Below are 25,273 nucleotides of genomic sequence, written 5' to 3'. Positions count from 1 at the left end.
CATAGGACACTGCCTTGACGGTCCCGATCTGTCGGGGGTCCGTCAAGGCCCGGGCGGGCGCGGGGTCACGCGCGGCGGCGGGCGGCCTCGTAGAGGGCCACGCCCGCGGCGACACCGGCGTTGAGGGATTCGGCGCCGCCCGGCATCGGGATGCGCACCCGCATGTCGCAGGTCTCGCCGACCAGCCGGGACAGGCCCTTGCCCTCGCTGCCGACCACGATCACCAGCGGGCCGTCGAGCGCGGCCACGTCCTGGATCTCGGCCTCGCCGTCGGCGGCCAGGCCGACCACGAACAGGCCCTCCTTCTGGTACGCCTCCAGGGCGCGGGTGAGGTTGGTGGCCCGGGCGACCGGGGTGCGGGCGGCGGTGCCGGCCGATGTCTTCCAGGCGCCCGCGGTCATGCCGGCCGCGCGGCGCTCGGGGACGACCACGCCGTGGCCGCCGAAGGCGGCGACGGAGCGGACCACCGCGCCCAGGTTGCGCGGGTCGGTGACGCCGTCGAGCGCGACGATCAGCGGGTCCTCGCCGTCGTCGTAGGCGGCCGCGGACAGGTCCTCGGGGTGGGCGTACTCGTAGGGCGGGATCTGGAGGACCAGGCCCTGGTGGTTGAGGCCGTTCGTCATCCGGTCCAGCTCGGGGCGCGGGGCCTCCATCAGATGGATGCCGCCGCGGTCGGCGGCGAGCTTGAGGGCCTCGCGCACGCGCTCGTCGTTGTCGATGAACTGCTGCACGTACAGCGTGCTCGCGGGCACGCCCTCGCGCAGCGCCTCGACCACCGGGTTGCGGCCGACGACCAGTTCGGAGGTGCCCTTGCCGCCGCGCCGGGCCGCGGGGCGGCGGGCGGACTGGCGGGCCTTGGCGCCGGCGATGCGGTTCTTGACGTGGCCCTTGCGCATCTCGGCGGGCGGCGTGGGGCCCTTGCCCTCGAGGCCGCGGCGCCGCTTGCCGCCACTGCCGACCTGCGCGCCCTTCTTGTTGGACGTACGGCGGTTCGGGCGCTGGCTGTTCCCGGCCATCGGGATCACTCATCTCTTCTTGCTGCTCGGTGGAACTCGGTGGAGTTCGATGGAGTTCGGTGGAACGGGTGGGCGGGCGGGGGCGGTTCGAGGCCGCGCTCCGGGTCGCGCGGGCTCAGCGGGCGTCGCGCGAGCCCAGTTCCCAGCGCGGCCCGGACGGGGTGTCCTCGATAACCAGGCCGGAGCGCTGGAGCTGGTCGCGGATGGCGTCGGCGGTCGCGTAGTCCTTGCGGGCGCGCGCCGCCTGACGCTGCTCCAGCACGAGCCCGACCAGGGCGTCCACGACCGAGGTCAGTTCCTCGCCGCGCCCGGCGGAGCCGCCGCCCGCCCAGTGGGCGTCGAGCGGGTCGAGGCCGAGCACTCCCAGCATCGCCCGCACGTCGGCCAGCGCGCCGGCCACCGCGTCCTTGTCGTCCTCGGCCAGGGCCGCGTTGCCCTGCCGGACTGTGGTGTGGACGACGGCGAGCGCCTGCGGGACGCCGAAGTCGTCGTCCATGGCCGCCGCGAACTCGTCGGGCACCTCGGCGGCCGGCTCCACGGAACCGGCCCGCTCCACGGCCCGCTGGACGAAGCCCTCGATGCGGCCGAAGGCGGCCTCGGCGTCGCGCAGGGCGTCCTCGCTGTACTCGATCGTCGAGCGGTAGTGCGGGGTGCCCAGGTAGTAGCGGAGCACGATGGGCCGCCACTGCCGGACCATCTCCGAGACCAGCACCGAGTTGCCCAGCGACTTGCTCATCTTCTCGCCGCTCATCGTCACCCAGGCGTTGTGCAGCCAGTAGGCGGCGAAGTCGTCGCCGTACGCCCTGGACTGGGCGATCTCGTTCTCGTGGTGCGGGAAGACGAGGTCGACGCCGCCGCCGTGGATGTCGAAGGCGCGGCCCAGGTACTTGTGGGCCATCGCCGAGCACTCCAGGTGCCAGCCCGGGCGGCCGGGGCCCCAGGGCGTCTCCCAGCTCGGCTCGCCGGGCCGGGCGGCCTTCCACATCGCGAAGTCGCGGGGGTCGCGCTTGCCGGTCTCGCCCTCGCCGGAGGGCTGGCGCAGGTCGTCCAGGTCCTGGTTGGACAGGGAGAGGTAGCCGGGGAAGGAGCGCACGTCGAAGTAGACGTTGCCGTCGGCGGCGTAGGCGTGGCCGCGGTCGATGAGCTCGCGCATCATCCCGACCATCTCGGGGATGTGGCCGGTGGCGCGCGGCTCGTAGGTGGGCGGCAGGCAGCCCAGCGCGGTGTAGGCGTCGTCGAAGGCGCGCTCGTTGGCGTAGCCGATCGCCCACCAGGGGCGGCCCTGCTCCGCGGACTTGGCGATGATCTTGTCGTCGATGTCCGTGACGTTGCGGACGAACGTCACGTCGTAGCCGCGGTGGGTGAACCAGCGGCGCATGATGTCGAAGTTCAGCCCCGACCGGATGTGACCGATGTGCGGGGCTGCCTGCACGGTCGCGCCGCACAGGTAGATCGAGACGCGGCCCGGTGCGAGCGGGGTGAAGTCACGGATCTGCCGGGCGCTGGTGTCGTACAGGCGAAGAGTCACGGGTCAAGGGTAGTCGGAAACGCAAGGGGGGCGGTGCGGGCCGGACACGGACCGGTCGCGGACCGGGCTCCGGGGCGGGCCCGGGTCAGGCGCGGCGCACGACCAGCGCCGTGGCGACGGCCGCCAGTCCCTCGGCGCGGCCGGTCAGGCCCAGGCCGTCGGTGGTGGTGCCGGAGACGGACACGGGCGCGCCGGCCGCCTCCGAGAGCGCCTTCTGCGCCTCCGCGCGGCGCTTGCCGATCTTGGGCCGCACACCGATCACCTGGATCGCCACATTGCCGATCTCGAAGCCCTCGGCACGGACGATCCGGGCGGCCTCGGCCAGCAGCACGGTGCCCGCGGCACCGGACCACTCGGGGCGGCCGGTGCCGAAGTGGGCGCCCAGGTCGCCGAGTCCGGCCGCCGAGAAGAGGGCGTCGCAGGCGGCGTGCGCGGCGACGTCGCCGTCGGAGTGCCCGGCCAGGCCGTGCGTCTCCCCCTCCCACAGCAGGCCGGCGCACCACAGTTCGCGGCCCTCCTCGAAGGCGTGCACGTCCGTGCCGATGCCGACCAGCGGCAGGGCGGGGGAAGAGGCGCGCTCAGAAGCCATCGGTGACCCTCCGGCGGGCGAGTACGGCCTCGGCGAGCACGAGGTCCAGGGGGCGGGTGACCTTGAAGGCCTCCTCGTGGCCGGGCACCAGCACCACGGGCACGCCCAGCCGCTCGACCATCCCGGCGTCGTCGGTGGCGCCCTCGCCCTCGCGCGGTGCGTCCGCGTGGGCCTTGGCGAGGACGGTCCGGTCGAAGCCCTGGGGGGTCTGCACGGCGCGCAGCAGGGACCGCTCGGGGGTGGCCACGACCGGCTCGGGCTCCCCGGCCGGCGTGCCGGGCGCGATCTGCTTGACGGTGTCGGCCACGGGCAGCGCGGGGACGACGGCGGGCGCTCCGGCCCGTACGGCGGCGGCCACGGCCTCCACCGTCTCCACCGGGACCAGCGGGCGGGCGGCGTCGTGGACGAGGACGGTGTCGACGTCGCCGGGCAGCGCCGCCAGCCCGCGTGCGACCGACTCCTGCCGTGTGCCGCCGCCGGTGACGACCATCACGTCGGTGTCGCCGGCGGCCTGGGGCAGGGGGTGCTCGTCCAGGAGCGTGCGGACGGCCGCGGCACCGTCGGGCGGTGCCACGACGACCACGAGCGAGACCGTACGGGCGCGGGCGACCGCGCGGACGGCGTGGACGAGCATCGGGGTGCCGCCGAGCGGGCGCAGCGCCTTGGGTGCGCCTCGGCCGAGCCGTACGCCGCGGCCCGCGGCGGGGATGACCGCCGCGGTGCGGGGGGACGGCGCGCCGTCGATCGCTTCTGCGTGCCTGGTTTCGTCTGGCATTGGTCGCCCGTTCAGGTTTGTTTCCTCGGCGGAGGTGGGTATGGCAATCAGCGTGCCGGGTGCGAGGCCCCGACCGGACCCTTCCGTGACGACCGGTCGAGCAGCCGCCCGGGCCCGGCGCTTCCGGCACCGGGCAGCCCGGCACCGAGTATCGCGGGCGGCCCGTACGACCCCGTACAACCGCGTTCCGGCAGCCCCGCGCACCGGAGAACCCGACGGACACCCGTGTGCGCTCCCCCGACATGCCGCAGCGCCCGGCGACGACTCGTGTCGCCACCGGGGCGCCGCGGCACTCCTCGCGTCCGCCGGCCGGTGGCCGCCGGAGCTGCGACATGTGTCGCCTTCACATCCCGCATGTCTTGCTGACGGATGGTGGCGGACGGCGGACGTCCGTCACAGGGGCCGGACACGGGCGGCGGGCCTTGTCCGGTACGCCGCACCGGTCACCGCCGGCTCGCCGGGGCCGCCGGTCCGGGCGGGTGCCGTCCGGTTCAGGACGCCAGGACCTCGTCCAGCAGCGTCTCGGCCTTGTCCTCGTTGGTGTTCTCCGCGAGGGCCAGCTCGCTCACCAGGATCTGGCGCGCCTTGGCGAGCATCCGCTTCTCACCGGCGGAGAGTCCGCGCTCGCGCTCCCGGCGCCACAGGTCGCGCACGACCTCGGCGACCTTGATGACATCGCCGGAGGCGAGCTTCTCCAGGTTCGCCTTGTACCGGCGGGACCAGTTGGTCGGCTCCTCGGCGTAGGGCGCGCGGAGCACCTCGAAGACCCGGTCGAGGCCGTCCTGGCCGACCACGTCACGCACGCCGACGAGCTCCGCGTTTTCCGCCGGGACGCGCACCTCCAGGTCGCCCTGGGCGACCTTCAGAACCAAGTAGGTCTTGTCCACGCCTTTGATCTGGCGAGTTTCGATAGCCTCGATCAGCGCGGCCCCGTGATGGGGATAGACCACGGTGTCGCCAACCTTGAACGTCATGTGACAGGTACCCCTTCCGTGGCTATCCAGGGTAACACGGGAACGCCCTCTTCTGAATGGCGTTTTCGCAGGTCAGGGCATATCTCGGGGCTTGACAACAACGCCCGGATCGTGCTGCGCGGGCCCCCGGAGAGCAGGAATCCGCAGGTCGGAGGGGGTCTGCGCGGGGCGGGAATCGCACGCGGAAGCGCTCCGCAGAGCTTGACCGAAACACCTGTACGTCCGTTTTGTCGGTATCGTTGATCCGGTCGAACGGCCGGAAGCGAATTGATCAGCGCACGGGCGAACGGCCCCGGGCGATGTTTTCCGGCGAACTTCCCCGCCTCCTTCACCGGCACTTCCCCGGAATGCTCGTAATCGTTCGTACGGACGTGCAGTCGATATTCCGCGGAACGCGCCCCCGCCGGCTCCCACCGCCCCCCGGCCCCGCACGGAAACCTCCCCGCCTCCCCGCACCCCGCCCGGGATCCCCTCGCGCCCGCGCCGGATGCGGCACTCGGAGGGCTGTGGGGCGGGTCGGGTGCGGGGGCGTTTCGCGGGGTCGGTACTCTGAGCCCGCCGACAGACCCATCCATCCCGCAAGGAGTTGCCGCCGCCGTGAGCAGCAGCCTTCGACGCGGCGCCCTCGCCGCCAGCTCTCTCGCGCTCTCGATCGCGTCCCTGACCGCCTGCGGGGCCGGGCCGGACGCGCAGAGCCTGAACATCAACCCCGACAACGCCTCGGCCGAGGTCGACGACATCAAGGTCCAGAACGTCAACGTCGTCACCTCCGAGGAGGGCTCCGGCCCCGCCTCCGTCTCGGCGCGCATCTTCAACGGCGGCACCGAGGACCAGACGCTGGAGTCCATCACGGTGGACGGGCAGCGCGTGGAGCTGAGCCCGGCCGAGGGCGAGCAGGAGCTGACCGTCCCCGCGGGCGGCTCCCTGGCGCTCGGCGGCGAGGGCAACGCCTCCGCGATCATCGACGACCCCGAGCAGGCCGGCATCGAGGCCGGCAACGCCCAGCCGCTGGTCTTCGAGCTCAGCTCGACCGGCCGGGTGGAGCTGCGCGCCACCGTGGTCCCGGCCGCGGGCACCTGGAAGGACTTCGGTCCCAGCGGCGCCCCGGCGCCGACCGAGTCCGGCCTGCCCGACCCGGACGCCTCCCCGACCCAGACCCCGGGCGCCCCCGAGGAGGACGACCCGGACGGCCAGGACGAGGGCGCCAACGACAGCGGCGACGACGACACCCAGGGCGAGATCGGCAACTCCCAGGAGGACGGCGGCACCGAGGACACCGGAGGGCAGTGACCCCCGTCAGGCCCCGCCCCGGCCGGCGTGCGAAGGCCGCCCGGGGCACGGACGCGGGTGGGGGCCGCTCCTGATCGGGGAGCGGCCCCCACCCGCGTCGCACCGCGCAGGCCGCCGCCGCGCCGGATCCCGGGCGCGGCGGGACCCGCGGGGTCCCTCCGTGAGCCGGTCACGGGCCCCTTCACCGGCCCGTCACGGACCCGTCACGGCTCGAACTTGTAGCCCAGCCCCCGCACCGTCACCAGGTAGCGGGGCGCGCTCGGGTCCGGCTCGATCTTGGCACGCAGCCGCTTGACGTGCACGTCCAGCGTCTTGGTGTCGCCGACGTAGTCCGCGCCCCAGACCCGGTCGATGAGCTGCATGCGGGTCAGCACGCGCCCGGCGTTGCGCAGCAGCATCTCCAGCAGGTCGAACTCCTTCAGCGGCAGGTCGACCTTGGCGCCGGAGACCGTCACCACGTGCCGGTCCACGTCCATCCGCACCGGTCCGGCCTCCAGCGCCTGCGGGGCGGCCTCCTCCGGCTCGCCGCGCCGCCGCAGCACGGCCCGGATGCGGGCCACCAGCTCGCGGGAGGAGAAGGGCTTGGTCACGTAGTCGTCGGCCCCTATCTCCAGGCCGACGACCTTGTCGATCTCACTGTCCTTGGCGGTCACCATGATGACCGGCACGTTCGAGCGGCCGCGGAGCTGGCGGCACACCTCGGTGCCGGGCAGTCCCGGCAGCATCAGGTCGAGCAGCACCAGATCGGCGCCGTTGCGCTCGAACTCCTCCAGCCCGTCCGGGCCGGTGGCCGCGATGGCCACCTCGAAACCTTCCTTGCGCAGCATGTACGACAGTGCGTCGCTGAACGATTCCTCGTCCTCGACGACGAGCACTCGGGTCACGGGAGGACCTCCGGGGCGGGATCAGGGTGGTGATCGGTGGAGTCGTGGGGGGTTCGGTGGGTCCCGCGGGGAAGACCGCGGGGCTTGGTGGGGGTCCGGTGGGAGACCCCGTACGGAGGCACGGGGCCGTCGCCCGCGCCGTACGGGCTGCCGTACGCGGGGTCGTCGGGGGTGTCGGCATCGACCAGGTCGTCGGAATCGGCCAGGTCGGCGGCGGCCGGGCGGTCCGGGCCGGGGCCGGTTCTGTGCACGTCGTCGCCGTCGTCATCGGGGTCGCCGTCGTCGAATTCCGCCGGCTCGCGCAGCGCGCCGCCGGCCCGCTCCCTCTCCAGCCTCCGGGCTTCGGCACGCTCGCGCGCGCTGGCGGCCTCCGGCAGGCGCAGGGTGAAGGTGGAGCCCTGGCCCTCCGCGCTCCACACCGTGACCTCCCCGCCGTGCGAGGCGGCCACGTGCTTGACGATGGCCAGACCCAGGCCGGTGCCTCCGGTGGCCCGGGAGCGGGCCGGGTCGACGCGGTAGAACCGCTCGAAGATCCGGTCCTTGTCCTTGTCCGAGATGCCGATGCCCTGGTCGGTCACCGCGATCTCGATCATGTCCCCGCCCGGGGCGGCGACCCGGCGTCCGGCGATGCCCACCCGGGTGCGGGCCGGGGAGTAGTTCACCGCGTTCTCCACCAGGTTGCCCAGCGCCGCCGCGAGCTGGCCGCGGTTGCCCCACACGTGCAGGTCGGCGGTGCCGCCGGTGGCCATGGTGATCTGCTTGACGCCCGCCGCCTGGCGGCAGCGGTCGATGGCCTCGGCCACCAGCTCGTCCACCCGGACCGGTTCGGAGTCCTCCAGCGGGTTGTCGTTCTGCACCCGGGAGAGGTCGATCAGCTCCTGGACGAGGTTGGTCAGTCGGGTCGCCTCGGTCTGCATGCGCCCGGCGAAGCGCTCCACCGCCTCCGGGTCGTCGGAGGCGTCCATCACGGCCTCCGACAGCAGCGACAGCGCGCCGACCGGGGTCTTCAGCTCGTGGCTGACGTTCGCCACGAAGTCGCGCCGCACCGCCTCTATGCGGCGGGCCTCGGTCAGGTCCTCGACCAGCAGCAGCACCAGCCGGGAGCCCAGGGGCGCCACTCTCGCGGAGACCGCCAGGGCCTCGCCCCGGCCCGTCCCGCGGCGCGGCAGGTCCAGCTCGACCTGGCGGATCTCACCGTCGCGGCGGGTGTCGCGGGCCATCTTGAGCATCGGCTCCACCGCGAGCCTCCCGCCGCGCACCAGCCCGAGGGCGTACGCGGCCGAGCTGGCCTTGACGACGGCGTCGGCCTCGTCGAGCACCACGGCGGAGGAGCGCAGCACGGACAGCACGGTGTCCACTCCGGGCGGCAGCACCGCCTCGGTGTGCAGCGAGCTGCGCGTGGGACGGGCCTGCTCTCGTTCGCTCCAGCGGAACGCGAGCATCGCGAACACGCCGGTGCACACCCCGGCGATCGCTGCCACTGCGGCGACCGCCGCGTTCACGTCCATGCGTCCAGGTTATGCGGGCCCCGGAAGACCGCCCCAGCCGTTCGGGCACCTGCTCGAACAGACGTCTCCGAGAGTTCACGTCGGTGTCGGTGCTGGTTCACTTGGTCGGGCGGAACCGGACGTGTTTCGGACAGAACGTGGGAGCGTAGGGGAGAACCGGGGCCCCGCGCACTCTTCGCGGAAGGCACCGGGCCCTACGGTCACGTCATGCGAGGGGAAGGAAAGTCATGCGGGACGCGTACCACGAGGAGCTGGACTCGATCGGCGACAGCCTGGTCGAGATGGCCCGGCTCGTCGGCTCCGCGATCGGCCGCGCCACCACGGCGATGCTGGACGCGGACCTCAATCTCGCCGAGAGCGTGATCGCAGCGGACGAGAAGGTGGACACCCTCCAGCGGGACCTGGAGACCAAGGCCATAAACCTGCTGGCCCGGCAGCAGCCGGTCGCCACCGACCTGCGGATCGTCGTCACCTCGCTGCGGATGAGCGCCGACCTGGAGCGCTCCGGCGACCTGGCCCAGCACGTCGCCAAGGTGGCCCGGCTGCGCTACCCCGAGTCGGCGGTGCCGCGCGACCTGCACGCGACCATCCTGGAGATGGGCCAGCTCGCGCAGCGCCTGATGGCGAAGACGGGCGAGATCCTGATCACCAAGGACGTCGACCTGGCGCTCCAGCTGGAGCAGGACGACGACGCGATGGACCTCCTGCACCGCACCCTCTTCCAGCACCTGATGGACGACCGCTGGAAGCACGGCATCGAGACGGCCGTGGACGTCACCCTGCTGGGCCGCTACTACGAGCGCTTCGCCGACCACGCGGTCTCGGTCGCGCGCCGCGTCGTCTACCTGGTCACCGGCGACTACGCGGACGAGGTGGACCCGGCCGCCGCCGCGACCGCCGCGGCCACCGCCGAGGAGGCTCCGGCCGGGGACGCGTGACCGCGGACGGTGGGCCCCGGGGCGGGGGCCGGGGCGCGCGGAGGGCGCGGAGCGCCTGCCGCCCGGGCCGATGCGCCCCGGGCCCGTGAGCACGCGGTACGTGCCCCCGCGCGCCGTTGACGCGCTCGGCTGTGCGGGCCGTCAATGGGTGGCGAGACGAGCCGGCGACAGCCGGCGAGACGCGGAGGAGGCACTCATGGCGGACTTCCCGACTCCACCCACCACGGCCGAGCGCTCCGGCGAGAGGCCCTCGCTGCCCGTACCGGGGGCCTGCGGCTGCGGATCGGGGTGCTCGTGCGGCTGCCAGTCCGGCGGCTCCTGCCAGTGCGGCGGGAACTGCTGACCCTCGGAACGCCTGCCGGCGCGTACACCCGCGCCGGCGCCGCACGCCGGAACGGGGCCCGGCCGGACCACCGGCCGGGCCCCGTCGCGTACCGCCCGCGTACCGCCCGCGTACCTCCGCCGCCGTACGGGCCCGGGGGCCGTGCCGTCGGGTGAGGGATGCGGGCGGCGGGGTAGTCGTCACGGAGTCCCGGAGCCCGCCGGGCCACCGCGGCATCGCGCGGGTCCGGCTCCGGCCGGCTCCCCCGACAGCGACGCCGACACGACGGAGGCACCGCAGATGGGCCCCAACCCGAGGATCAAGGACCGCATGACCGGCGCCACCCCGGCCGGACGGGACAAGGGCGCCTGGCTCGCGGCCCTGGAACAGGGCTCGAACCTGCTCCAGTCCGCGACACCGCTCAAGGGCTTCGACGTCTACGTCGTCGGCTTCCACTGCGCCAAGGGCGAACCGGACTCCCAGATGGAGGCCCACCACTACTGCCGCGTGGTCAACGACGATCTGCTGCAGTGCGTCCTGTTCGACGGCAACACCGGGGAAGCGAACCTGATCGGCATCGAGTACATCGTCTCCGAGCGGCTGTTCGACACCCTGCCCGAGGAGGAGAGGGCCTACTGGCACCCGCACAACTTCGAGGTGTTCTCCGGACAGCTCGCCGCCCCCGGGCTCCCCCGGTCCGCCGAGACGGCGCTCATGAAGCAGCTGGTCAACTCCTACGGCAAGACCTGGCACACCTGGCACACCAGCGGCCACGGCCACGGCCACGGCGCGGGCATGGACCTCCCCTACGGAGACCCCCGGCTCATGTGGTCCTTCAACCGCGAGGGCGAGTGCGACGAGGACCTCAAGCGCGACCGCGACCGGGCCATGGGCCTGGACACCGAGGCCAACCGGGCCGCCCGGCAGTCCTTCCTCGACCTGGCCCGTCCGCAGTGGGGCGTCGACGCGATGAAGGACGACTTCTCCGGCACCACACCCGTCCCCGGCGTCAGGGACGTCCACGCGGCACCCGACGGCGGAGGCGCCGCGTCCTGACCCCGGCGTACCGCCGTCAGGCCGCCCCACCGCCCCACCGCCTCACCGCCTCACTGCGCGGAGCGGCCCGTCACAGCTCCTTGGCCGCCTCCTCCTCCTTCTCCGCCGTGCGCTGGAGGGTGCCGAGCACGGCGGCCGGATCGCCGTCGGCCAGTACCGACTGGCCGACGTAGAGGCCGATCTCCCGGCTGACCCTGGCCCAGGACACCTTGTTGGACGGGAAGAACTCCGCGGCTCCGAGCCGGTCCAGGAACGGCCGCATCCGCTTGTGCCGCTTGTCGCCGCGCATCTGCTCCGAGGCGGACACCGTGACCGGCAGGGTGTGGTAGCGGTCGGCGAAGGCGAACTGGTTCTCCACGTCGTAGACATGGTCGAGGAAGGCGGCGACCGCCTCCCGGTTGCCCTCCCGGCGGAAGGCGAGCATCCAGCCCGCGGACCCGGTGGTGGTGTCCGAGAGCCCGTCGCGGCCGGGCAGCGGGGCCGTCCCGTAGTCGGTCTTCTTGCGGTCGGCCTGCCGCGTCAGCGACAGGTCCCCGTTGAGCATTCCGACGTGCCCGCCCGTGAACAGGTTGAACAGCCCCTGGCGGTTGGTGACGGCGGGGTTGGACGTGGTCAGGCCCTGGTCGACGAGCTCGTCTCGGAGCCACCCCATCGCCTGGATGTTGGCGGGGGCGTTGATGGCGTACATACCGCCGTCGCCGGTGTAGCCGCCGCCGTTGCCCAGCATCCAGGTCATGGCCTCGGTGGGCGCCTCCTCGCTGCCGAGCGGCAGTCCGTAGGGCACGTCCACGCCGATCGCCTTGAGCGCGACGGCGGCCTGCTTCAGCTCCTCCCAGCTCCGCGGCGGCTTCTCCGGGTCCAGGCCGGCCTCGGCGAAGAGGCCGCGGTTGTAGAAGAGGAGCTGGATGTCGGCGGTGAAGGGCATCGCGTACCGCACGCGGCGCAGCTCGCCCGCCGTGCTGAGCGCGGGGACGAAGTCGGCCTGGACGGGGATGGACAGCACGTCGTCGGCCCGGTAGAGCCGCCCTGCGGCCGCGTGGTCGGCGAAGGAGTCGATCTGCGCCAGATCGGGGGCCTGTCCGTTCCCGATCATCTCCGCGACCTTCTGCTCGGCCTTCCCCGAGGCGTGGACGGAGACGTTCACCTTGATGCCGGGGTTCTTCTTCTCGAACGAGGCGACCACCCCGTCCCAGTAGTCCTGGGTGAGGTCGTTGCCCTCCAGGTCTCCGTGATCCGACGCGACCATCGTCAGGGTGACGTCACCGGTGCGGGACGCCCCGCCTCCGCTGCCGCACCCGGTCGCCGTCAATGCGACAGATCCGGCCACCCCCGAAGCCAAGCCCAGGAACCGTCTTCTCCGCATCCGTGCCACCCCTTACTTAACCGGTACTGCTCCTGGGTCGGCGTTCGCTGAGAACCACGCCTGCAACCGATTCGGAAGCCGGAGCGCGGCACCCCCTGGAAGCCACCGCAGGGTGGCTGAAAAGTAACGCTCGGTCCGCACCTCGACCACCCTGTCGAGCGGACCGATACGCAAACGAGTCCGAGCCCGCGGATCCCCGCCCGGAGGGCGGCGGGACGGCGGGCCGGCGAAGGGCTCCGGCCCGCCCCGCGTCCGGGCCCCGCCACGGCCCCGGCTCCGACGAACGGACAGAAGGTGGAAAAAACCGCCTTCCACCCCTTCCGATTCAGCACGGGAGAGTTACCGTGGAATTGGACCTACGGGACGAGCGAGGGAGTTCGACCGGAGTAGCCGACTTGGGCGGAAAGCTCCGGCTTCCGCTGAGGCCGACGTCGACGGTCGGGCTGAGAGGCCGGAAGGTGGCGACACCGGAAGGCGACCTCCACAACCTGATCCGGACAATGCCGGCGCAGGGAGCCCGCCCCGTAGGTTCACCCATGTGACGGGCCGATCGATGCGACGCGGTGGAGAACCACCGCGTGGCATCGGTGCGTTGCGCGGCCCCGGGCACCGCCCGGCTCCGGTTGTCACGGGCTACAGCCCGTGCAGGGCCTCGGAGAGGTCTCCGTAGACGCTCCAGCAGTCGGCACTGCCGTCGTCGTTGAGGCAACCCATGTACCAGTCCTCGTCATCGACGGGTTTCACCAGGCACAGGCCGTGGAATCCCAGCACGATGTCGGGCCGCACCTCCTCGTCGGCATCGGCCCCCGCGGAGCCGCACCACGTCACGCTCCGGGCGGTGTGGAGCGCGACCGCCTCCCGGTCCCCGGAGACGTCCCGGATCCGCTGGAGCGTCCAACCCGCCGGGAGCCGCGCTTCTGCCATACGGCGACGATCGCAGCTTTCCCGCACTTTCCGAGCGGATGTCGCCAGGACGACGGGGTTGGTGGGGGCGGTGCGGCGGCTACGGACGGGAGCCGCTGCGCGGAACGGCGACGAGCCCCTGCCGGCGGCGGAGTCGCCGGCAGGGGCCCGTTCGTGCCGTCGGACTGCTACTTCTTGCCCTGGTTCTTCACGGCCTCGATGGCGGCCTTGGCCGCGTCCGGGTCGAGGTAGGTGCCGCCCGGGTTGACCGGGTGGAAGTCGGCGTCCAGGTCGTAGGAGAGCGGGATGCCGGTGGGGATGTTCAGGCCCGCGATGTCGGCGTCGGAGATGCCGTCGAGGTGCTTGACCAGTGCGCGGAGGCTGTTGCCGTGCGCGGCGATCAGGACGGTGCGGCCGGTGAGCAGGTCCGGGACGATCGAGTCGTACCAGTACGGCATCATCCGGATCACCACGTCCTTGAGGCACTCGGTGCGCGGACGCAGCTCGCTGGGGATCATCGCGTAGCGCGGGTCGTCGCTCTGCGACCACTCGGCGCCGTCTTCCAGGACCGGCGGCGGGACGTCGTAGGAGCGGCGCCACTGCATGAACTGCTCTTCGCCGAACTCGTCGCGGATCTGCGCCTTGTTCTTGCCCTGGAGCGCGCCGTAGTGGCGCTCGTTGAGGCGCCAGGAGCGGCGGACGGGGATCCAGAGGCGGTCGGCGGCCTCCAGGGCGAGCTGCGCGGTGCGGATGGCGCGCTTCTGGACGGAGGTGTGCACGACGTCGGGGAGCAGGCCGGCGTCCTTGAGCAGCTCACCGCCGCGGGCCGCCTCCTTCTCGCCCTTCTCGGTCAGATTGACGTCCACCCAGCCGGTGAACAGGTTCTTCGCGTTCCACTCGCTCTCGCCGTGGCGGAGGAGGATCAGCTTGTACGGTGCGTCGGCCATGGGCCCGAGCCTAATCGACGCCCGGTGGGCGGGCCGGGGGCGGCCGACTGGCGAGACACGGGCCCGGCGGGGTGCACGGGGGCCGCCGGTTGACGGTCCGCGTCAATTCGGTGGAGGGGCGGGAGCGGGTGTTCGTAACGTGCGTGCTCCAGGGACGGCCGTTACAGGCCGGCAGGTCGCGGGAGGCGTGCCGTGGTGCGAAGTGTGTCGGGACTGCCCCGAGCGTTCTGGTGGCTGTGGACCAGCACGCTGGTCAACCGGCTCGGTGGCTTCGTCGCCACCTTCCTGGCGATGTACCTGACCGTCGAGCGCGGCCACTCGGCGACGTACGCCGGTCTCGTCGCCGCGCTGTACGGGCTGGGCGGGGTGGCCTCCTCCGTCGGGGCCGGGGTGCTGGCCGACCGGCTGGGGCGGCGCCCCACGCTGCTGGCCTCGCAGCTCGGTACGGCGTTCTCGGTGGCGCTGCTGGGCTTCATGGAGCAGCCGGTGGCCATCGCGGCGGCCGCCTTCGCCGTCGGTGCCACGAGCAACGCGTCGCGTCCGGCGGTGCAGGCGATGATCGCCGACATCGTGGCGCCCGAGGACCGGATGCGGGCGTTCTCGCTCAACTACTGGGCCATCAACCTCGGTTTCGCCGTCTCGGCCTCCGCCGCCGGGCTGATCGCCGAGCACGGCTACCTCCTGCTGTTCCTCGGTGAGGCGGCGCTGACGCTGGTGTGCGCGGTGCTCGTCTTCGTCAAGCTGCCGGAGTCCCGGCCGGAGACGGGGACGGACGGGAAGGCGGGGACAGGCGCGGGGGCGGTGGCCGGGCGCGCCCGGACGAGCGGCGAGGAGGGGAAGAGCGGGAAGGGCGCGGGCGGGGTCTCCCTGGGGGACGTGCTGCGGGACGGGCCGTTCATGGCCGTGGTGGGACTGAGCTTCCTGGTGTCCGTGCTGTTCACGCAGACGTACGTGGCGCTGCCGCTGGACATGGCGGCCAAGGGGCTGAGCAGCTCCGACTACGGGCTGGCCATCGCGGCGAACGGCGTGCTGATCGTCGTCCTCCAGATCCCCGTCACCCGTCTCATCGAGCGCCGCGACCCGGCCCGGCTGCTGGTGGCCTCCTCGCTGCTGGTCGGAGGCGGGATGGGGCTGACGGCGTTCGCCGGGTCGACGGTGGCGTACGCGCTGGTCATCTGCGTCTGGACGCTCGGCGAGATCGTCAACGCGCCCGTCCAGACGGGGCTGGTGGCGCGGCTGTCCCCGGTGCACGGACGAGGGCGGTACCAGGGGGTGTACACGCTTTCCTGGTCGCTCGCCGCGCTGGTCGCGCCGCTGGCGGCCGGGTCCGTGATCGACCGCTGGGGGGCGGGGACGCTGTGGGCGGCCTCGGCGGCGGTGGGCGCGGTCGCGGCGGCGGGTTACGTGCTGCTGGTGCGGGCCGCGGCCCGGCGGGACGGCGAGGCCGCGGAGACGACCGCCGAGGCCGCGACGGCGGCGGAGGGCGGCTCCGGGGCGGTGGCGGACGGGGTCGGTTCGGCCGCGGGCCGGTGAAGAGGATGCTCTGCCCGGCAGCCCGCGGCGACGCGCCGCCGTCCGCAGGCGGACGGCGGCGGGTCAGGCGGTCCTGAGGCGGGTCAGGCGGTCCGTACGGCGTCCAGCGCCGTACGGATGGCCGCCGTCGCGTCGGGGGCTAGCAGGACGGAGTAGTGGTTGGCTCCGGGCACGCACCGCACGGTGACGCCGGAGTCGGGTCCCGGGCCGAGGCCGGCCGTGGCGAGGCGGTCCTCGTCGTACAGCCCCCGCGGCTCGTCCAGCATGCCGCGCTCGGCCCACAGCAGGGTGACGGGCACTCCGGCCGAGGCGGCGGTCCGCACCGCCGCGAGGGTCTCCGGGTCGGCCAGGACGTCCGCCCCGTCGGCCCGTACCGCCTCCAGCACGCAGCTGCTGCGCAGCCGCGGCGCCCGCCCCACCAGATCGCGGTCGACGTAGGCCTGGACGTCGTCGTTCCAGTGCGGGCCCAGGGCCGGGTGCTCGCGGAAGAACGCGCGGTACGCCTCCCGGTCGGGGAAGGTCATCGACAGCCGCCGCATCGCCGGGCCGATCACGGCCTCCAGCAGTTCGTCGATGTCCGTTCCCGCGGGGGCGGGGAAGCCCACGCCGCCGTCCACCAGCACCACGCCCGCGATCCGGTCCGGGTGGCGGGCCGCCGTCAGCGCGGCGACGAAGGCGCCCATGGAGTGGCCCACCAGCACCGCCCGCTCCCGGCCCAGGTGGTCCAGGAGGGCGATGACGTCCTCGGTGTGGGCGGCGAGCCCGTACGGCCCCGGGAGCGCGGCGCTGCGCGCCCGGCCGCGCAGGTCGGGGGCGTACAGCGGGGTGTCATCGCCCAGGGCGGCGGCCAGGGGGGCGAAGGAGCGGCCGTTGGCGGTGATGCCGTGCAGGGCGATCACCGGCTCCCCGGCGCCGGGCCACCGCGAGACGGCCAGTTCCCCTCCGCGCACCGGGACTGCCGTCTCCTCGGCGGTGCGTCCGGTGCGTCCGGTCGTCGTCGGGTCCGTCATCGGGTCTCCTCTCCCCTCCGCCAGGTCAGCGAGCGCCGTATCGACGCGATGCCGCCCGGCGCCGCGTACACCGCGATCACGAACAGCGTGCCGAGGATCACCATCGGCTCCGACAGCGGCGCGCGCAGGGCGCCCGGCAGCCCGTGCACCAGGTCCGAACTCGCCAGCACCGCGAGCCGCTGGTCGAGGAAGGTGAACAGCACCCCGCCGATCAGCGGGCCCCAGCGGGTGCCGCTGCCGCCCAGGACGACCATCACCAGCAGGGTGAGGGTGAACTCCGGGGTGCTGGAGCGCGGGGTGGCACCCGCCGTGACCAGCAGGTGCAGCGCGCCGCCCAGCACGCCGAGGGCGGAGGCCAGGACGAAGACGCCGAGCTTGTGGCGGAACGGGTCGTAGCCGAGGACGGAGACCCGCTGCTCGTTGTCGCGGATGCCCTGCCAGACCCTGCCGACCGGCCGGGCCACGGCCGTCCACACCACGGCGGCCGTCAGGGCGAGGTAGGCCAGGGCCAGCCAGTAGACGTTGGCGGTGTTCTCCACGCCGACCAGCGCGGCGGGCACCCCGTCGGTGTGCAGCGGCAGGCCCTCCTCACCGCCGGTCAGGCCGCCCGGGTTGCGCTGCACCCAGATCGAGCCGGCCTGGGCGAAGGCGAGGGTGACCATGGCGAAGCCGATGCCGCCCAGCGCCAGCCCGCGCAGCGAGACGGCGCCCAGGAGCACGGCGGCGGCGGTGCCGCCGGCCAGGGCCAGCCCGATGGCGGGGAAGAGGCCCAGGCCCAGTTCGGTCATGGCGAGCTGGGTGCCGTACGCGCCGCCGGCGACGTAGAGGGCGTGGCCGAAGGAGAGCAGGCCGGTGCGGCCGAACATCAGGTCGTAGCCGAGGGCGAGTCCGCCGAACACCAGGCACAGGGCCAGCAGTTGGAGCGATCCGGGCGAGTTGACCGGGCCGTCGAGCAGTACCGGGATCTCCAGGGCGGAGTACGGCAGCAGGGCCAGGGCGGCCAGCACGGCGGCCGGGGCGAGCAGGCCCCGCCACCGTCGGGCGGACCGGGCGGCGGGTCCGGTGGTTCCGGCGGGCCCGGTGGCGGTGGACGCGGGTCGCTCGCCGGATGAGGACGGTGCGGCGGCCGGGGAAGCCGGGGAGGTCGTCATGCGACTCCTCCTGCGAGTCGGGGGGCGGGGCGGGCCAGGACGACGGCCGCGAGCAGCACGACGACGGCGAAGTCGCCGTAGCCGTCGACGTAGTAGTTGGCGTACTGCTGCACCAGGCCGACGGCGAGCGCGGAGAGCGCCACGCCGGGGATGGAGCCCATGCCGCCGATGACCACCACGACGAAGGCGAACACCAGCAGCGAGGTGCCCTGGTGGGGGGAGAGCGAGCCGAAGTAGAGCCCGCCGAGGACGCCCGCCAGCCCGGCGAGGGCGCCGCCGATGGCGAAGACGAGGGTGAAGGCGCGGGTGACGTCGATGCCCAGGGCGGTGACCATCGCCCGGTCCTCCACGCCCGCCCGCACGATCAGCCCGTAGCGGGTGCGGGAGAGGAAGAGGGTGACGGCCGCCAGTACCGCGAGGGCCACCGCGATCAGCACGAAACGGCTGACCGGCACCTGCGCGCCCAGCACCGAGACGGTGCCCGACAGCGCGTCGGGGACGGGGAAGGGCCGGGAGTCCGCGCCCCAGACGGCCTGGACGAGCGCGGGGATGGCCAGCGAGAGGCCGACGGTGACCAGGATCTGCTCGCGGGGGCGCCCGTAGAGGCGGCGGATGAGGACGAGTTCGACGACGATCGCCAGCAGTGCGCCGGTGGCGGTGCCGACCAGCACGGCCAGTGCCAGCCCGCCCGTGCCGCCGACGGTCTCGGCGGTGCGCCAGGCCGCGTACGCCGAGACGGTGAGGAAGGCGCCGTGGGCGAAGTTGAGGACGTCCATCAGGCCGAAGATCAGGGCGAGGCCGGAGGCGATGAGGAAGTACAGGGCGCCCAGGCCCAGTCCGGTGAGGGTGAGCAGGACCAGCGTGCTCATGGGGTGGTCTCCTTGGTCGCGTGCTCGCGCTGTCCCTGCTCCCCGGACTGCTCCCCGGACTGCTCCCCGGGTTGCCCTCCGGCCTGCCCGGGCCGCTCGTGGCGTCCGACGCCGAGCAGGCTCGTGGTGAGTTCGCGGTCGGTCAGGAGGGCGGCCGCGTCGCCGGTGTGGACGGTGCGGCCCGCGTCCAGCACCACGGCGTCGCGCGCCAGCCGGCGTACGACGGCCAGGTTCTGCTCGACGAGCAGAACCGGGACGCGTTCTGCGGCGCGCCGGAGGACCTCGGCGACCTCGGTGACGACGCGGGGCGCGAGCCCCTTGGTCGGCTCGTCGACGATGACCAGGCGGTTGTCGTTGAGCAGGGCGCGGGCGAGGGCGACCATCTGCTGCTGACCGCCGGAGAGGGTACCGGCGCGCTGCCCGCGCCGGGTCTTCAGCTCGGGGAAGAGGTCGTGGACCAGGTCGTAGTGGTGGGGGCCGGAGCCGCGTTCGGCGAGGGCGAGGTTCTCGGCGACGGTGAGGGAGCCGAACACCCCGCGGTCCTCGGGCACGTAGCCGACGCCGCGCCGCACCACGGTGTGGGTGCGGTGGCCGGTGACGTCCGCGCCGTCCAGGCGGACGGTGCCGCCGGTGACCTCGCCGCCCTCGGGCAGCAGGCCCAGTACGGCGCGGACGGTGGTGGTCTTGCCGACGCCGTTGCGGCCCAGCAGGGCGGTGGTGCCGGTGGGGGCGACGTCGAAGCCGACGCCCTGGAGGATGCTGGACTGGCCGATGCGCACCCGCAGGTCGCGCACGGACAGGACGGGGGACGGTCCGGGGTCCGTTCCGGAGCCCGCTTCGGGGTTCGTGCTCACAGTTCCTCCCCCACGTACGCCTCCTGGACGGTCGGGTCGGCCATCACCGCGTCGGGCGTGCCGGTGGCCAGCAGGGTGCCGTGGTGCATCACGGCCACCCGGTCGGCGAGGCCGAGCAGGATGTCCATGTGGTGCTCGACCATCAGCACGGTGCGGCCCTCGGTGCGGTGGAGGGTGCGGATGACGTCGGTCAGCTCGCCGACCTCCTCGGCGGCGACGCCCGCCATGGGCTCGTCCAGGAGCATCAGACGGGGGCCGCCCGGGGAGGGGCCGGAGCCCCCTTGCGCGAGGGTGGGGGCGAGCAGCACGGCGAGCTCCAGCTTGCGCTTGTCGCCGTGGGACAGCCCCCCGGCGAGGTCGCCGGCGCGCCGGGCCAGCCGTACGCGCTCCAGTACGGCCCGCACGCCCTCCCCGTCCTCCGCGACCCGCTTCGCGCCGGCCGCGCGGGCGGCCAGGGCGACGTGCCCGGCGACGGTCATGGTCGGGAAGACGGAGGAGGACTGGAAGGTGCGGCCCAGTCCGCGGCGGGCGCGGCGGTGGGGCGGCAGGCCGGTGATGTCGGCGCCGTCCAGGCGGACGGTGCCGCCGGTGGGGCGGGTGATGCCGGAGACGAGGTTGAACAGGGAGGTCTTGCCGGCGCCGTTGGGTCCGATGACGGCGACGAACTCGCCTTCCTCCACGGCCAGTTCGATCCCGTCGACGATGGTCGCCGCACCGACGGACCAGCTCAGCCCGCTCAGTTCGAGGACAGGTGACACAGCCGTCAGCCGATCTTCTTCTCGGCGGGGGCGACTTCCCGGGCGTCGAGGGTCTGGACGACCTTCGGCGCGTCGCCGTCGAACTCCGCCTGGAACATGGGCTGGAGCAGCGCGTGGTCGCCCGCGCGGACGGTGTTCTCGCCCTTGATGCCCGCGAAGGTGTGGCCCTCCAGGGCCTTGACCATGGCGTCGGTGTCGCCGTCGGCTCCGGCCTCGCGGACGGCCTGGGCGACCATCTGGGCGGCGTTGAAGCCGTCGGGGGTGAACAGGTCGGTCTTCCAGCCCTTCTTCCCGAAGTACTCCTCGACGGCCTTCGCCTCGGGGTTGTCGATGGCGCCGGGCACGTAGTGGGCCAGGAGGGTGACCTTGTCGCGGGCCTTGCCGAAGACGGGGTAGCTGGCGCGGCTGTCGAGTCCGGTGACGACGGTGGCGGCGTCGAGCACGCCCTGCTGGTCGAGGGTGGTCCACATCGACTGGGCGGTGTCGCCGGCCCAGGCGACGAAGACCATGTCGGGCCCGGCGGCCTTGACCTTGGTGGCGGTTGGGGTGAGGTCGGTGGCGCTGGGCGGGGCGAGGACGGAGTCCACGGTGGTGCCGCCGGTGCCGAGCACGCTCTCCACGGCGGCGACGTTGGCCTGGCCGAAGGCGTTGTCCTGGGCGAGGACGACGACCTTCCTCCCCTTGCCGCCCTTGCCGCCCTTGCCGCTCTTGCCGTCCTCACCCGCCTCGCCGCCCTCCTGGGCCTCGAGGATCCGCTGGGCGGTGGCCACGTCCTGGAAGGTCTGGCGCCCGGAGCGGAAGGTGTACTTGTTCGCGCCGGTCAGGGCGTCGGTGGCGGCGGGGCCGGAGATGTAGAGGACCTTGTTCTGGGCGGCGACCGGCGCGATCTGGGTGGCCACGCCGGAGGCGGCCGTGCCGGCGATGATCCGCACGCCCTGGCCGGCGCTCTTCTTGGCCAGCGAGACGCCCTTGGCGGGGTCGCCGCCGTCGTCGTACCTGCTCACCTTGATCTCGACGCCGTCGATCTTCCCGGTGCCGCCGGTGGCGTGGTCGAGTCCGGCTTCGAAGCCCCTCAGGTACTGCTCGCCGTAGGAGGCCAGCGGGCCGCTGGTGGAGGTGATCAGGGCGACCTCGACCTCCTCGGCTCCCTCGCCGCCGGAGGCAGCGGTGCCGGGGCTGGAGCAGGAGGTGGCGAGTGCGGCTGCCACGGCTGCCGCGGCGAGGGAGGTGATGGCGGGTCTGCGCATGGCGGGAGGGCTCCTCGGCGGGTCTGTACGGGCCACCGGCGGGTGGCCGGCTCACGGTGGTGATGCCTGGCAGCGTCGCCTCACCCGTGTGCACCGGCAATGTCCGCGCCGTACACAGGAACGCCCCGGCGCATGGGCTTCCGCCACATGGGCGCCGGGGCGTCCCGATCCCGCGGTGCCGTCCGCGGCGTGGTTCCGTGCTGTGATTCCGCCGTGCGGTCCCGCGGTCCGGTTCCGCCGTGCGGTTCCGCGGTGTTCCCGCCGGCCGACCCGTCCCCCGCCCGTCCGCTCACTCGTCGCGCAGCAGGTGCGCGAACGCCTCCAGGTTGCGCGTGGACTCGCCGCGGGAGGTCCGCCAGGCATACTCCTTGCGGATGGAGGTGGCGAAACCCATCTCCAGCAGGGTGTTGAACGCACCGTCGGCGTTCTCCACGACCACGCCGAGCAGCCGGTCCACCTCCTCGGGGGTGACGGCCGACAGCGGCAGCTTCCCCACGAGGTAGACGTCGCCGAGGCTGTCGATGGCGTAACCCAGGCCGTACAGGCGGGTGTTGCGCTCCAGCAGCCAGCGGTGGACCTCGGCGTGGTTCTCGTCCGGGCGGCGGACGACGAAGGCGTTGACGGACAGGGAGTGCCTGCCGACGATCAGGGAGCAGGTCGTGGAGAGCTTGCGGGTGCCCGGCAGTGTGACGACGTAGTTGCCGTCGGACGGGCTCTCCCACTTCAGCTCGGCTTCCCGCAGCGCCTGCTCGATCGCGGCCCTGGCCTTCGCGGTCGCGTCACCGCCGTTGTCGTCGCGCTTGTCACCCATGCGCCGATCGTAGGTGACGGCGGCGTCCGGCCATCGCTTCGGCGTACACCTCGGCGGTGGCGGCGGCGGCGGTGTCCCAGCCGAAGCCGCTCGCGTGGCGGGCCGCGGCCTCGCCCATGCGGGCCGCCAGCTCCCGGTCGTCGATCAGCCGCCGCAGCGCCCGCGCGTAGCCGGCCGGCTCGTGGCCGTCGACGAGGAGGCCGCTGACCCCGTCGCGCACCGCCACCGGCAGCCCGCCGACGGACGCGGCGACGACGGGGGTGCCGCACGCCTGCGCCTCGACGGCGACCAGGCCGAAGGACTCGCTGTGGGAGGGCATCACCAGCACGCTCGCCGCTCGGTACCAGTCGGCCAGGAGTTCCTGGCCGACCGGCGGGCGGAAGCGCACCACGTCGGTGATGCCCAGGCGGGCGGCGAGCTTCTGGAGCTGCTCGGGCTTGGCCAGCCCGCTGCCGCTGGGTCCGCCGACGACGGGGACGACGAGGCGTTCGCGCAGCGAGGGGTCCTCGTCCAGCAGCAGGCGGGTGGCGCGCAGCAGGACGTCGGGGGCCTTGAGCGGCTGTATCCGCCCGGCGAACAGGGGGATGAAGGCGTCCTGCGGCAGGCCCAGGCGGGCGCGGGCGGCGGCGCGGCCGTCGGCGGGGCGGAAGCGGTCGAGGTTGACGCCGGGGTGGACGACGGCCGTGCGGGCGGGGTCGGCGCCGTAGTGGTGGACGAGCTCGCCCGCCTCCTCGGCGGTGTTGGCGATGAGCCGGTCGGCGGCCCGTACGATCTGCGTCTCGCCGATGACGCGGGCGGGGGGCTCGGGGGTGTCGCCCTCGGCGAGGGCGGCGTTCTTGACCTTGGCCATGGTGTGCATGGCGTGCACCAGGGGGACGCCCCAGCGTTCGGCGGCGAGCCAGCCGACGTGGCCGGAGAGCCAGTAGTGGGAGTGGACCAGGTCGTAGTGGCCGGGCCGGTGGCGGGCCCAGGCGCGCATCACGCCGTGGGTGAAGGCGCACAGCTGGGCGGGCAGATCCTCCTTGGCGAGCCCCTCGTAGGGGCCGGCGTCCACGTGCCGCACCAGTACGCCGGGGGCGAGCTCGACGGCGGGCGGGAGCCCGCCGGTGGTGGCGCGGGTGAAGACCTCGACCTCGGTGCCCTGGGCGGCGAGCTGCCTGGCCAGCTCGACGATGTAGACGTTCATGCCGCCGGCGTCGCCGGTGCCGGGCTGGTGCAGTGGCGAGGTGTGGACGCTGAGCATGGCCACGCGGCGGGGCCGTCGCGTGAACCGGTGCAGCCGCCGACCGAGCCTGGTGTGGTGCGGGCTCACCTGCGCTGCCTCCTCGGGGACGGGACGCCGAGCGACGGTCCGCTCTCTGGGGGCGTCAACGCGTCAACACCGGCCGGGGCCGTTCCCTTCCCGCTCCTGCCCGCTTTGCCAAACCGTGACGCGAGGGCGCGGCGCGGACACCGGCGGTCACCCGCGCGGACGGGCGGGGAGCGGGGGGAGCGGACGGGAGCGGGCGGACGGGGCCGCGGCGGGAGACCGTAGGGTTGCCGGCATGGGCAGGCGTGGGGCGGAGCGGCCCGTGGGGACCGTCACGCGGGGAACGACGAATCCGAACCGGCTGCGGCGCATGGACCGCTGGATCGCCGCCGTCCACGGGTCCGCGCTGCGCCGCACCGCCGATCCGTACGGCCCCGTCGCCGTGGACCTGGGGTACGGCGCCGCGCCGTGGACGGCCGTCGAGCTGCTGGAGCGGCTGCGGGCGGCGTGCCCGGACGTGAGCGTCGTCGGCATCGAGATCGATCCGGCGCGGGTCGAGGCGGCCCGCCCCTACGAGCGTCCCGGCCTGGTCTTCGCCCGCGGCGGTTTCGAGGTGCCGCTGCCGGGCGGGCGGCGGCCCATGCTGATCCGGGCCGCGAACGTGCTGCGCCAGTACGACGAGCGGGAGGTCGTCCCCGTCTGGGACCGGCTGCGCGCCCGTCTGGCGCCCGGCGGGCTGCTGGTGGAGGGGACGTGCGACGAGATCGGACGGCGGCACGTGTGGGTGGCGATCGGCCCGGAGGGGCCGCGCACGGTGACGTTCGCGGCCCGGCTCGGCTCCCTGGGCACCCCCTCCGACCTGGCCGAACGGCTGCCCAAGGCGCTCATCCACCGCAACGTGCCGGGTGAGCCGGTGCATGCCTTCCTGCTCGACATGGACCGGGCCTGGGCGGCGGCCTCCCCGTACGCCGCGCTGGGCGCGCGGCAGCGCTGGATGCGTTCGGTGCAGGAGGTCGCCGCCGGCTGGCCGGTCGTGGACGGACCGCGCCGCTGGCGCCAGGGCGAGGTCACCGTGCGGTGGGAGGCCCTGGCGCCGGGCGGCGGCAGGAAGGGGACGTGAGGGCGCGAAGCCCCGGGGTCAGCTCGTCAGCTCCTTCTTGCCGGAGCCGCCGCTGATCTGGATCTTGCGCGGCTTGGCCTGCTCGGCCACCGGGATGCGCAGCGTCAGGACACCGGCGTCGTACGAGGCGTCGATCCGGTCGGTGTCGAGGGTGTCGCCGAGGAAGAGCTGCCGGCTGAACTTGCCGGTGGGCCGCTCGGCGGCGATCCGCTCGGCGTCCTCCGGTCCGAGCCACCGGCGCTCGGCGTGGACGGTCAGGACGTTGCGCTCGACGTCGAGGTCGATGCTCTCCGGGTCGACGCCGGGGAGGTCGAAGTGGACCACGACGTCGTCACCGGAGCGGTAGGCGTCCATCGGCATTCCGACCGGGCGGGCCGTGGTGCCCAGGAGCTGCTCGGTGAGGCGGTCGAGTTCGCGGAACGGGTCGGTGCGCATCAGCATCACGGGTCATCTCCTTCCCTGGCACTCCATCCTGCTGTGCCCTTCACTTCCTATATAACTCCAGGGAGGAAAATTGACAAGTGCCGACTCAAGTTTATTGAAAAGGCAGGTCAGGGTAGGTGCTTCAGGGGTGCTCC

Annotated in this window: 24 protein-coding genes; 5 read left to right on the top strand and 19 right to left on the bottom strand. The window is 73.4% G+C overall.

The features are described from left to right. Positions 1-65: 65 nt before the first annotated feature. The 5 genes from rlmB to BMY40_RS12830 form a co-directional block, all read right to left on the bottom strand. Complete coding sequence (gene rlmB, locus BMY40_RS12850; protein WP_093658839.1) at positions 66-1,016, bottom strand: 23S rRNA (guanosine(2251)-2'-O)-methyltransferase RlmB; 951 nt, start codon at positions 1,014-1,016, stop codon at positions 66-68. A gap of 115 nt (positions 1,017-1,131) precedes the next feature. Further along, positions 1,132-2,544, bottom strand: coding sequence for a cysteine--tRNA ligase (gene cysS / locus BMY40_RS12845; RefSeq protein ID WP_093658837.1), 1,413 nt, complete (start codon positions 2,542-2,544; stop codon positions 1,132-1,134). A gap of 85 nt (positions 2,545-2,629) precedes the next feature. Beyond that, complete coding sequence (ispF, locus tag BMY40_RS12840; RefSeq protein WP_093658835.1) at positions 2,630-3,133, bottom strand: 2-C-methyl-D-erythritol 2,4-cyclodiphosphate synthase; 504 nt, start codon at positions 3,131-3,133, stop codon at positions 2,630-2,632. Further along, positions 3,123-3,908 carry a 2-C-methyl-D-erythritol 4-phosphate cytidylyltransferase gene (gene ispD, locus BMY40_RS12835; RefSeq protein ID WP_093658833.1) on the bottom strand — a complete coding sequence of 262 codons (786 nt, stop codon included), beginning with the start codon at positions 3,906-3,908 and terminating at the stop codon, positions 3,123-3,125. The genes ispF and ispD overlap by 11 nt, the downstream gene beginning before the upstream one ends. A 491-nt stretch (positions 3,909-4,399) precedes the next feature. Then, positions 4,400-4,882, bottom strand: coding sequence for a CarD family transcriptional regulator (locus BMY40_RS12830; RefSeq protein WP_093658831.1), 483 nt, complete (start codon positions 4,880-4,882; stop codon positions 4,400-4,402). 597 nt (positions 4,883-5,479) lie between these two features. Between BMY40_RS12830 and BMY40_RS12820 the strand changes: the two genes are divergently transcribed. After that, on the top strand, positions 5,480-6,172 hold the full coding sequence (locus tag BMY40_RS12820; RefSeq protein ID WP_093658827.1) for a copper chaperone PCu(A)C domain-containing protein: 693 nt from the start codon (positions 5,480-5,482) through the stop codon (positions 6,170-6,172). 203 nt (positions 6,173-6,375) lie between these two features. Here BMY40_RS12820 and phoP read toward each other — a convergent pair whose 3' ends face one another. Both phoP and BMY40_RS12810 read right to left on the bottom strand, forming a co-directional pair. Next, positions 6,376-7,047: a two-component system response regulator PhoP gene (gene phoP / locus BMY40_RS12815; protein WP_481906815.1), complete on the bottom strand. Its 672-nt coding sequence runs from the start codon at positions 7,045-7,047 to the stop codon at positions 6,376-6,378. Between the two features lie 5 nt (positions 7,048-7,052). Continuing rightward, a complete protein-coding gene (locus BMY40_RS12810) occupies positions 7,053-8,564 on the bottom strand; it encodes a sensor histidine kinase (RefSeq protein WP_093658823.1) in 1,512 nt (503 codons plus the stop codon). Between the two features lie 227 nt (positions 8,565-8,791). On the opposite strand from BMY40_RS12810, the gene phoU reads away from it, so the two are divergent. Next, a complete protein-coding gene (phoU, locus tag BMY40_RS12805) occupies positions 8,792-9,502 on the top strand; it encodes a phosphate signaling complex protein PhoU (protein ID WP_093658821.1) in 711 nt (236 codons plus the stop codon). Between the two features lie 622 nt (positions 9,503-10,124). Beyond that, positions 10,125-10,880 (top strand): OBAP family protein, encoded by a 756-nt coding sequence (locus tag BMY40_RS12800; RefSeq protein WP_093658819.1) that lies wholly within the window; start codon positions 10,125-10,127, stop codon positions 10,878-10,880. Between the two features lie 70 nt (positions 10,881-10,950). Here BMY40_RS12800 and BMY40_RS12795 read toward each other — a convergent pair whose 3' ends face one another. The 3 genes from BMY40_RS12795 to BMY40_RS12785 all read right to left on the bottom strand — a co-directional run bounded on the left by BMY40_RS12795 (position 10,951) and on the right by BMY40_RS12785 (position 14,093). Next, on the bottom strand, positions 10,951-12,189 hold the full coding sequence (locus tag BMY40_RS12795) for an ABC transporter substrate-binding protein (RefSeq protein ID WP_245770052.1): 1,239 nt from the start codon (positions 12,187-12,189) through the stop codon (positions 10,951-10,953). A 687-nt stretch (positions 12,190-12,876) separates the two neighbouring features. Next, positions 12,877-13,167 carry a hypothetical protein gene (locus BMY40_RS12790; protein ID WP_093658815.1) on the bottom strand — a complete coding sequence of 97 codons (291 nt, stop codon included), beginning with the start codon at positions 13,165-13,167 and terminating at the stop codon, positions 12,877-12,879. Positions 13,168-13,334: 167 nt separating this feature from the next. Next, positions 13,335-14,093 (bottom strand): phosphoglyceromutase, encoded by a 759-nt coding sequence (locus BMY40_RS12785; protein WP_093658813.1) that lies wholly within the window; start codon positions 14,091-14,093, stop codon positions 13,335-13,337. A 192-nt stretch (positions 14,094-14,285) separates the two neighbouring features. Between BMY40_RS12785 and BMY40_RS12780 the strand changes: the two genes are divergently transcribed. Further along, positions 14,286-15,626 (top strand): MDR family MFS transporter, encoded by a 1,341-nt coding sequence (locus tag BMY40_RS12780; protein ID WP_483883291.1) that lies wholly within the window; start codon positions 14,286-14,288, stop codon positions 15,624-15,626. Between the two features lie 83 nt (positions 15,627-15,709). Here the strand turns inward: BMY40_RS12780 and BMY40_RS12775 are convergent, their stop codons facing one another. From BMY40_RS12775 to mshA, 8 genes are all read right to left on the bottom strand, one after another. After that, entirely contained in the window at positions 15,710-16,636 is a 927-nt protein-coding gene (locus tag BMY40_RS12775; protein ID WP_093658811.1) for an alpha/beta hydrolase, read from the bottom strand. Beyond that, positions 16,633-17,787 carry a branched-chain amino acid ABC transporter permease gene (locus tag BMY40_RS12770; protein WP_093658809.1) on the bottom strand — a complete coding sequence of 385 codons (1,155 nt, stop codon included), beginning with the start codon at positions 17,785-17,787 and terminating at the stop codon, positions 16,633-16,635. The genes BMY40_RS12775 and BMY40_RS12770 overlap by 4 nt, the downstream gene beginning before the upstream one ends. Next, positions 17,784-18,656, bottom strand: a complete 873-nt coding sequence (locus BMY40_RS12765) for a branched-chain amino acid ABC transporter permease (RefSeq protein WP_093658807.1) — start codon at positions 18,654-18,656, stop codon at positions 17,784-17,786. Before BMY40_RS12765 ends, BMY40_RS12770 begins: the two co-directional genes overlap by 4 nt. After that, positions 18,653-19,510, bottom strand: a complete 858-nt coding sequence (locus tag BMY40_RS12760; protein WP_245770051.1) for an ABC transporter ATP-binding protein — start codon at positions 19,508-19,510, stop codon at positions 18,653-18,655. The genes BMY40_RS12765 and BMY40_RS12760 overlap by 4 nt, the downstream gene beginning before the upstream one ends. Then, a complete protein-coding gene (locus BMY40_RS12755; RefSeq protein WP_093658805.1) occupies positions 19,507-20,268 on the bottom strand; it encodes an ABC transporter ATP-binding protein in 762 nt (253 codons plus the stop codon). The genes BMY40_RS12760 and BMY40_RS12755 overlap by 4 nt, the downstream gene beginning before the upstream one ends. Before the next feature lie 5 nt (positions 20,269-20,273). Further along, positions 20,274-21,515 carry a substrate-binding domain-containing protein gene (locus BMY40_RS12750; protein WP_093658803.1) on the bottom strand — a complete coding sequence of 414 codons (1,242 nt, stop codon included), beginning with the start codon at positions 21,513-21,515 and terminating at the stop codon, positions 20,274-20,276. Positions 21,516-21,804: 289 nt separating this feature from the next. Continuing rightward, entirely contained in the window at positions 21,805-22,326 is a 522-nt protein-coding gene (locus tag BMY40_RS12745) for a type III secretion system chaperone family protein (protein WP_093658801.1), read from the bottom strand. Beyond that, on the bottom strand, positions 22,319-23,638 hold the full coding sequence (gene mshA / locus BMY40_RS12740; protein ID WP_245770050.1) for a D-inositol-3-phosphate glycosyltransferase: 1,320 nt from the start codon (positions 23,636-23,638) through the stop codon (positions 22,319-22,321). Before mshA ends, BMY40_RS12745 begins: the two co-directional genes overlap by 8 nt. Before the next feature lie 232 nt (positions 23,639-23,870). Here mshA and BMY40_RS12735 point away from each other — a divergent pair, with 232 nt between their 5' ends. Then, complete coding sequence (locus BMY40_RS12735; RefSeq protein ID WP_177213985.1) at positions 23,871-24,695, top strand: class I SAM-dependent methyltransferase; 825 nt, start codon at positions 23,871-23,873, stop codon at positions 24,693-24,695. An 18-nt stretch (positions 24,696-24,713) separates the two neighbouring features. Here the strand turns inward: BMY40_RS12735 and BMY40_RS12730 are convergent, their stop codons facing one another. Next, positions 24,714-25,136 (bottom strand): Hsp20/alpha crystallin family protein, encoded by a 423-nt coding sequence (locus BMY40_RS12730; protein ID WP_093658797.1) that lies wholly within the window; start codon positions 25,134-25,136, stop codon positions 24,714-24,716. Positions 25,137-25,273 lie beyond the last annotated feature (137 nt).

The organism is Streptomyces radiopugnans (assembly GCF_900110735.1).
In the GTDB taxonomy this organism is placed as follows: domain Bacteria; phylum Actinomycetota; class Actinomycetes; order Streptomycetales; family Streptomycetaceae; genus Streptomyces; species Streptomyces radiopugnans.
This window is presented reverse-complemented; position numbering and strand designations above follow the sequence as displayed.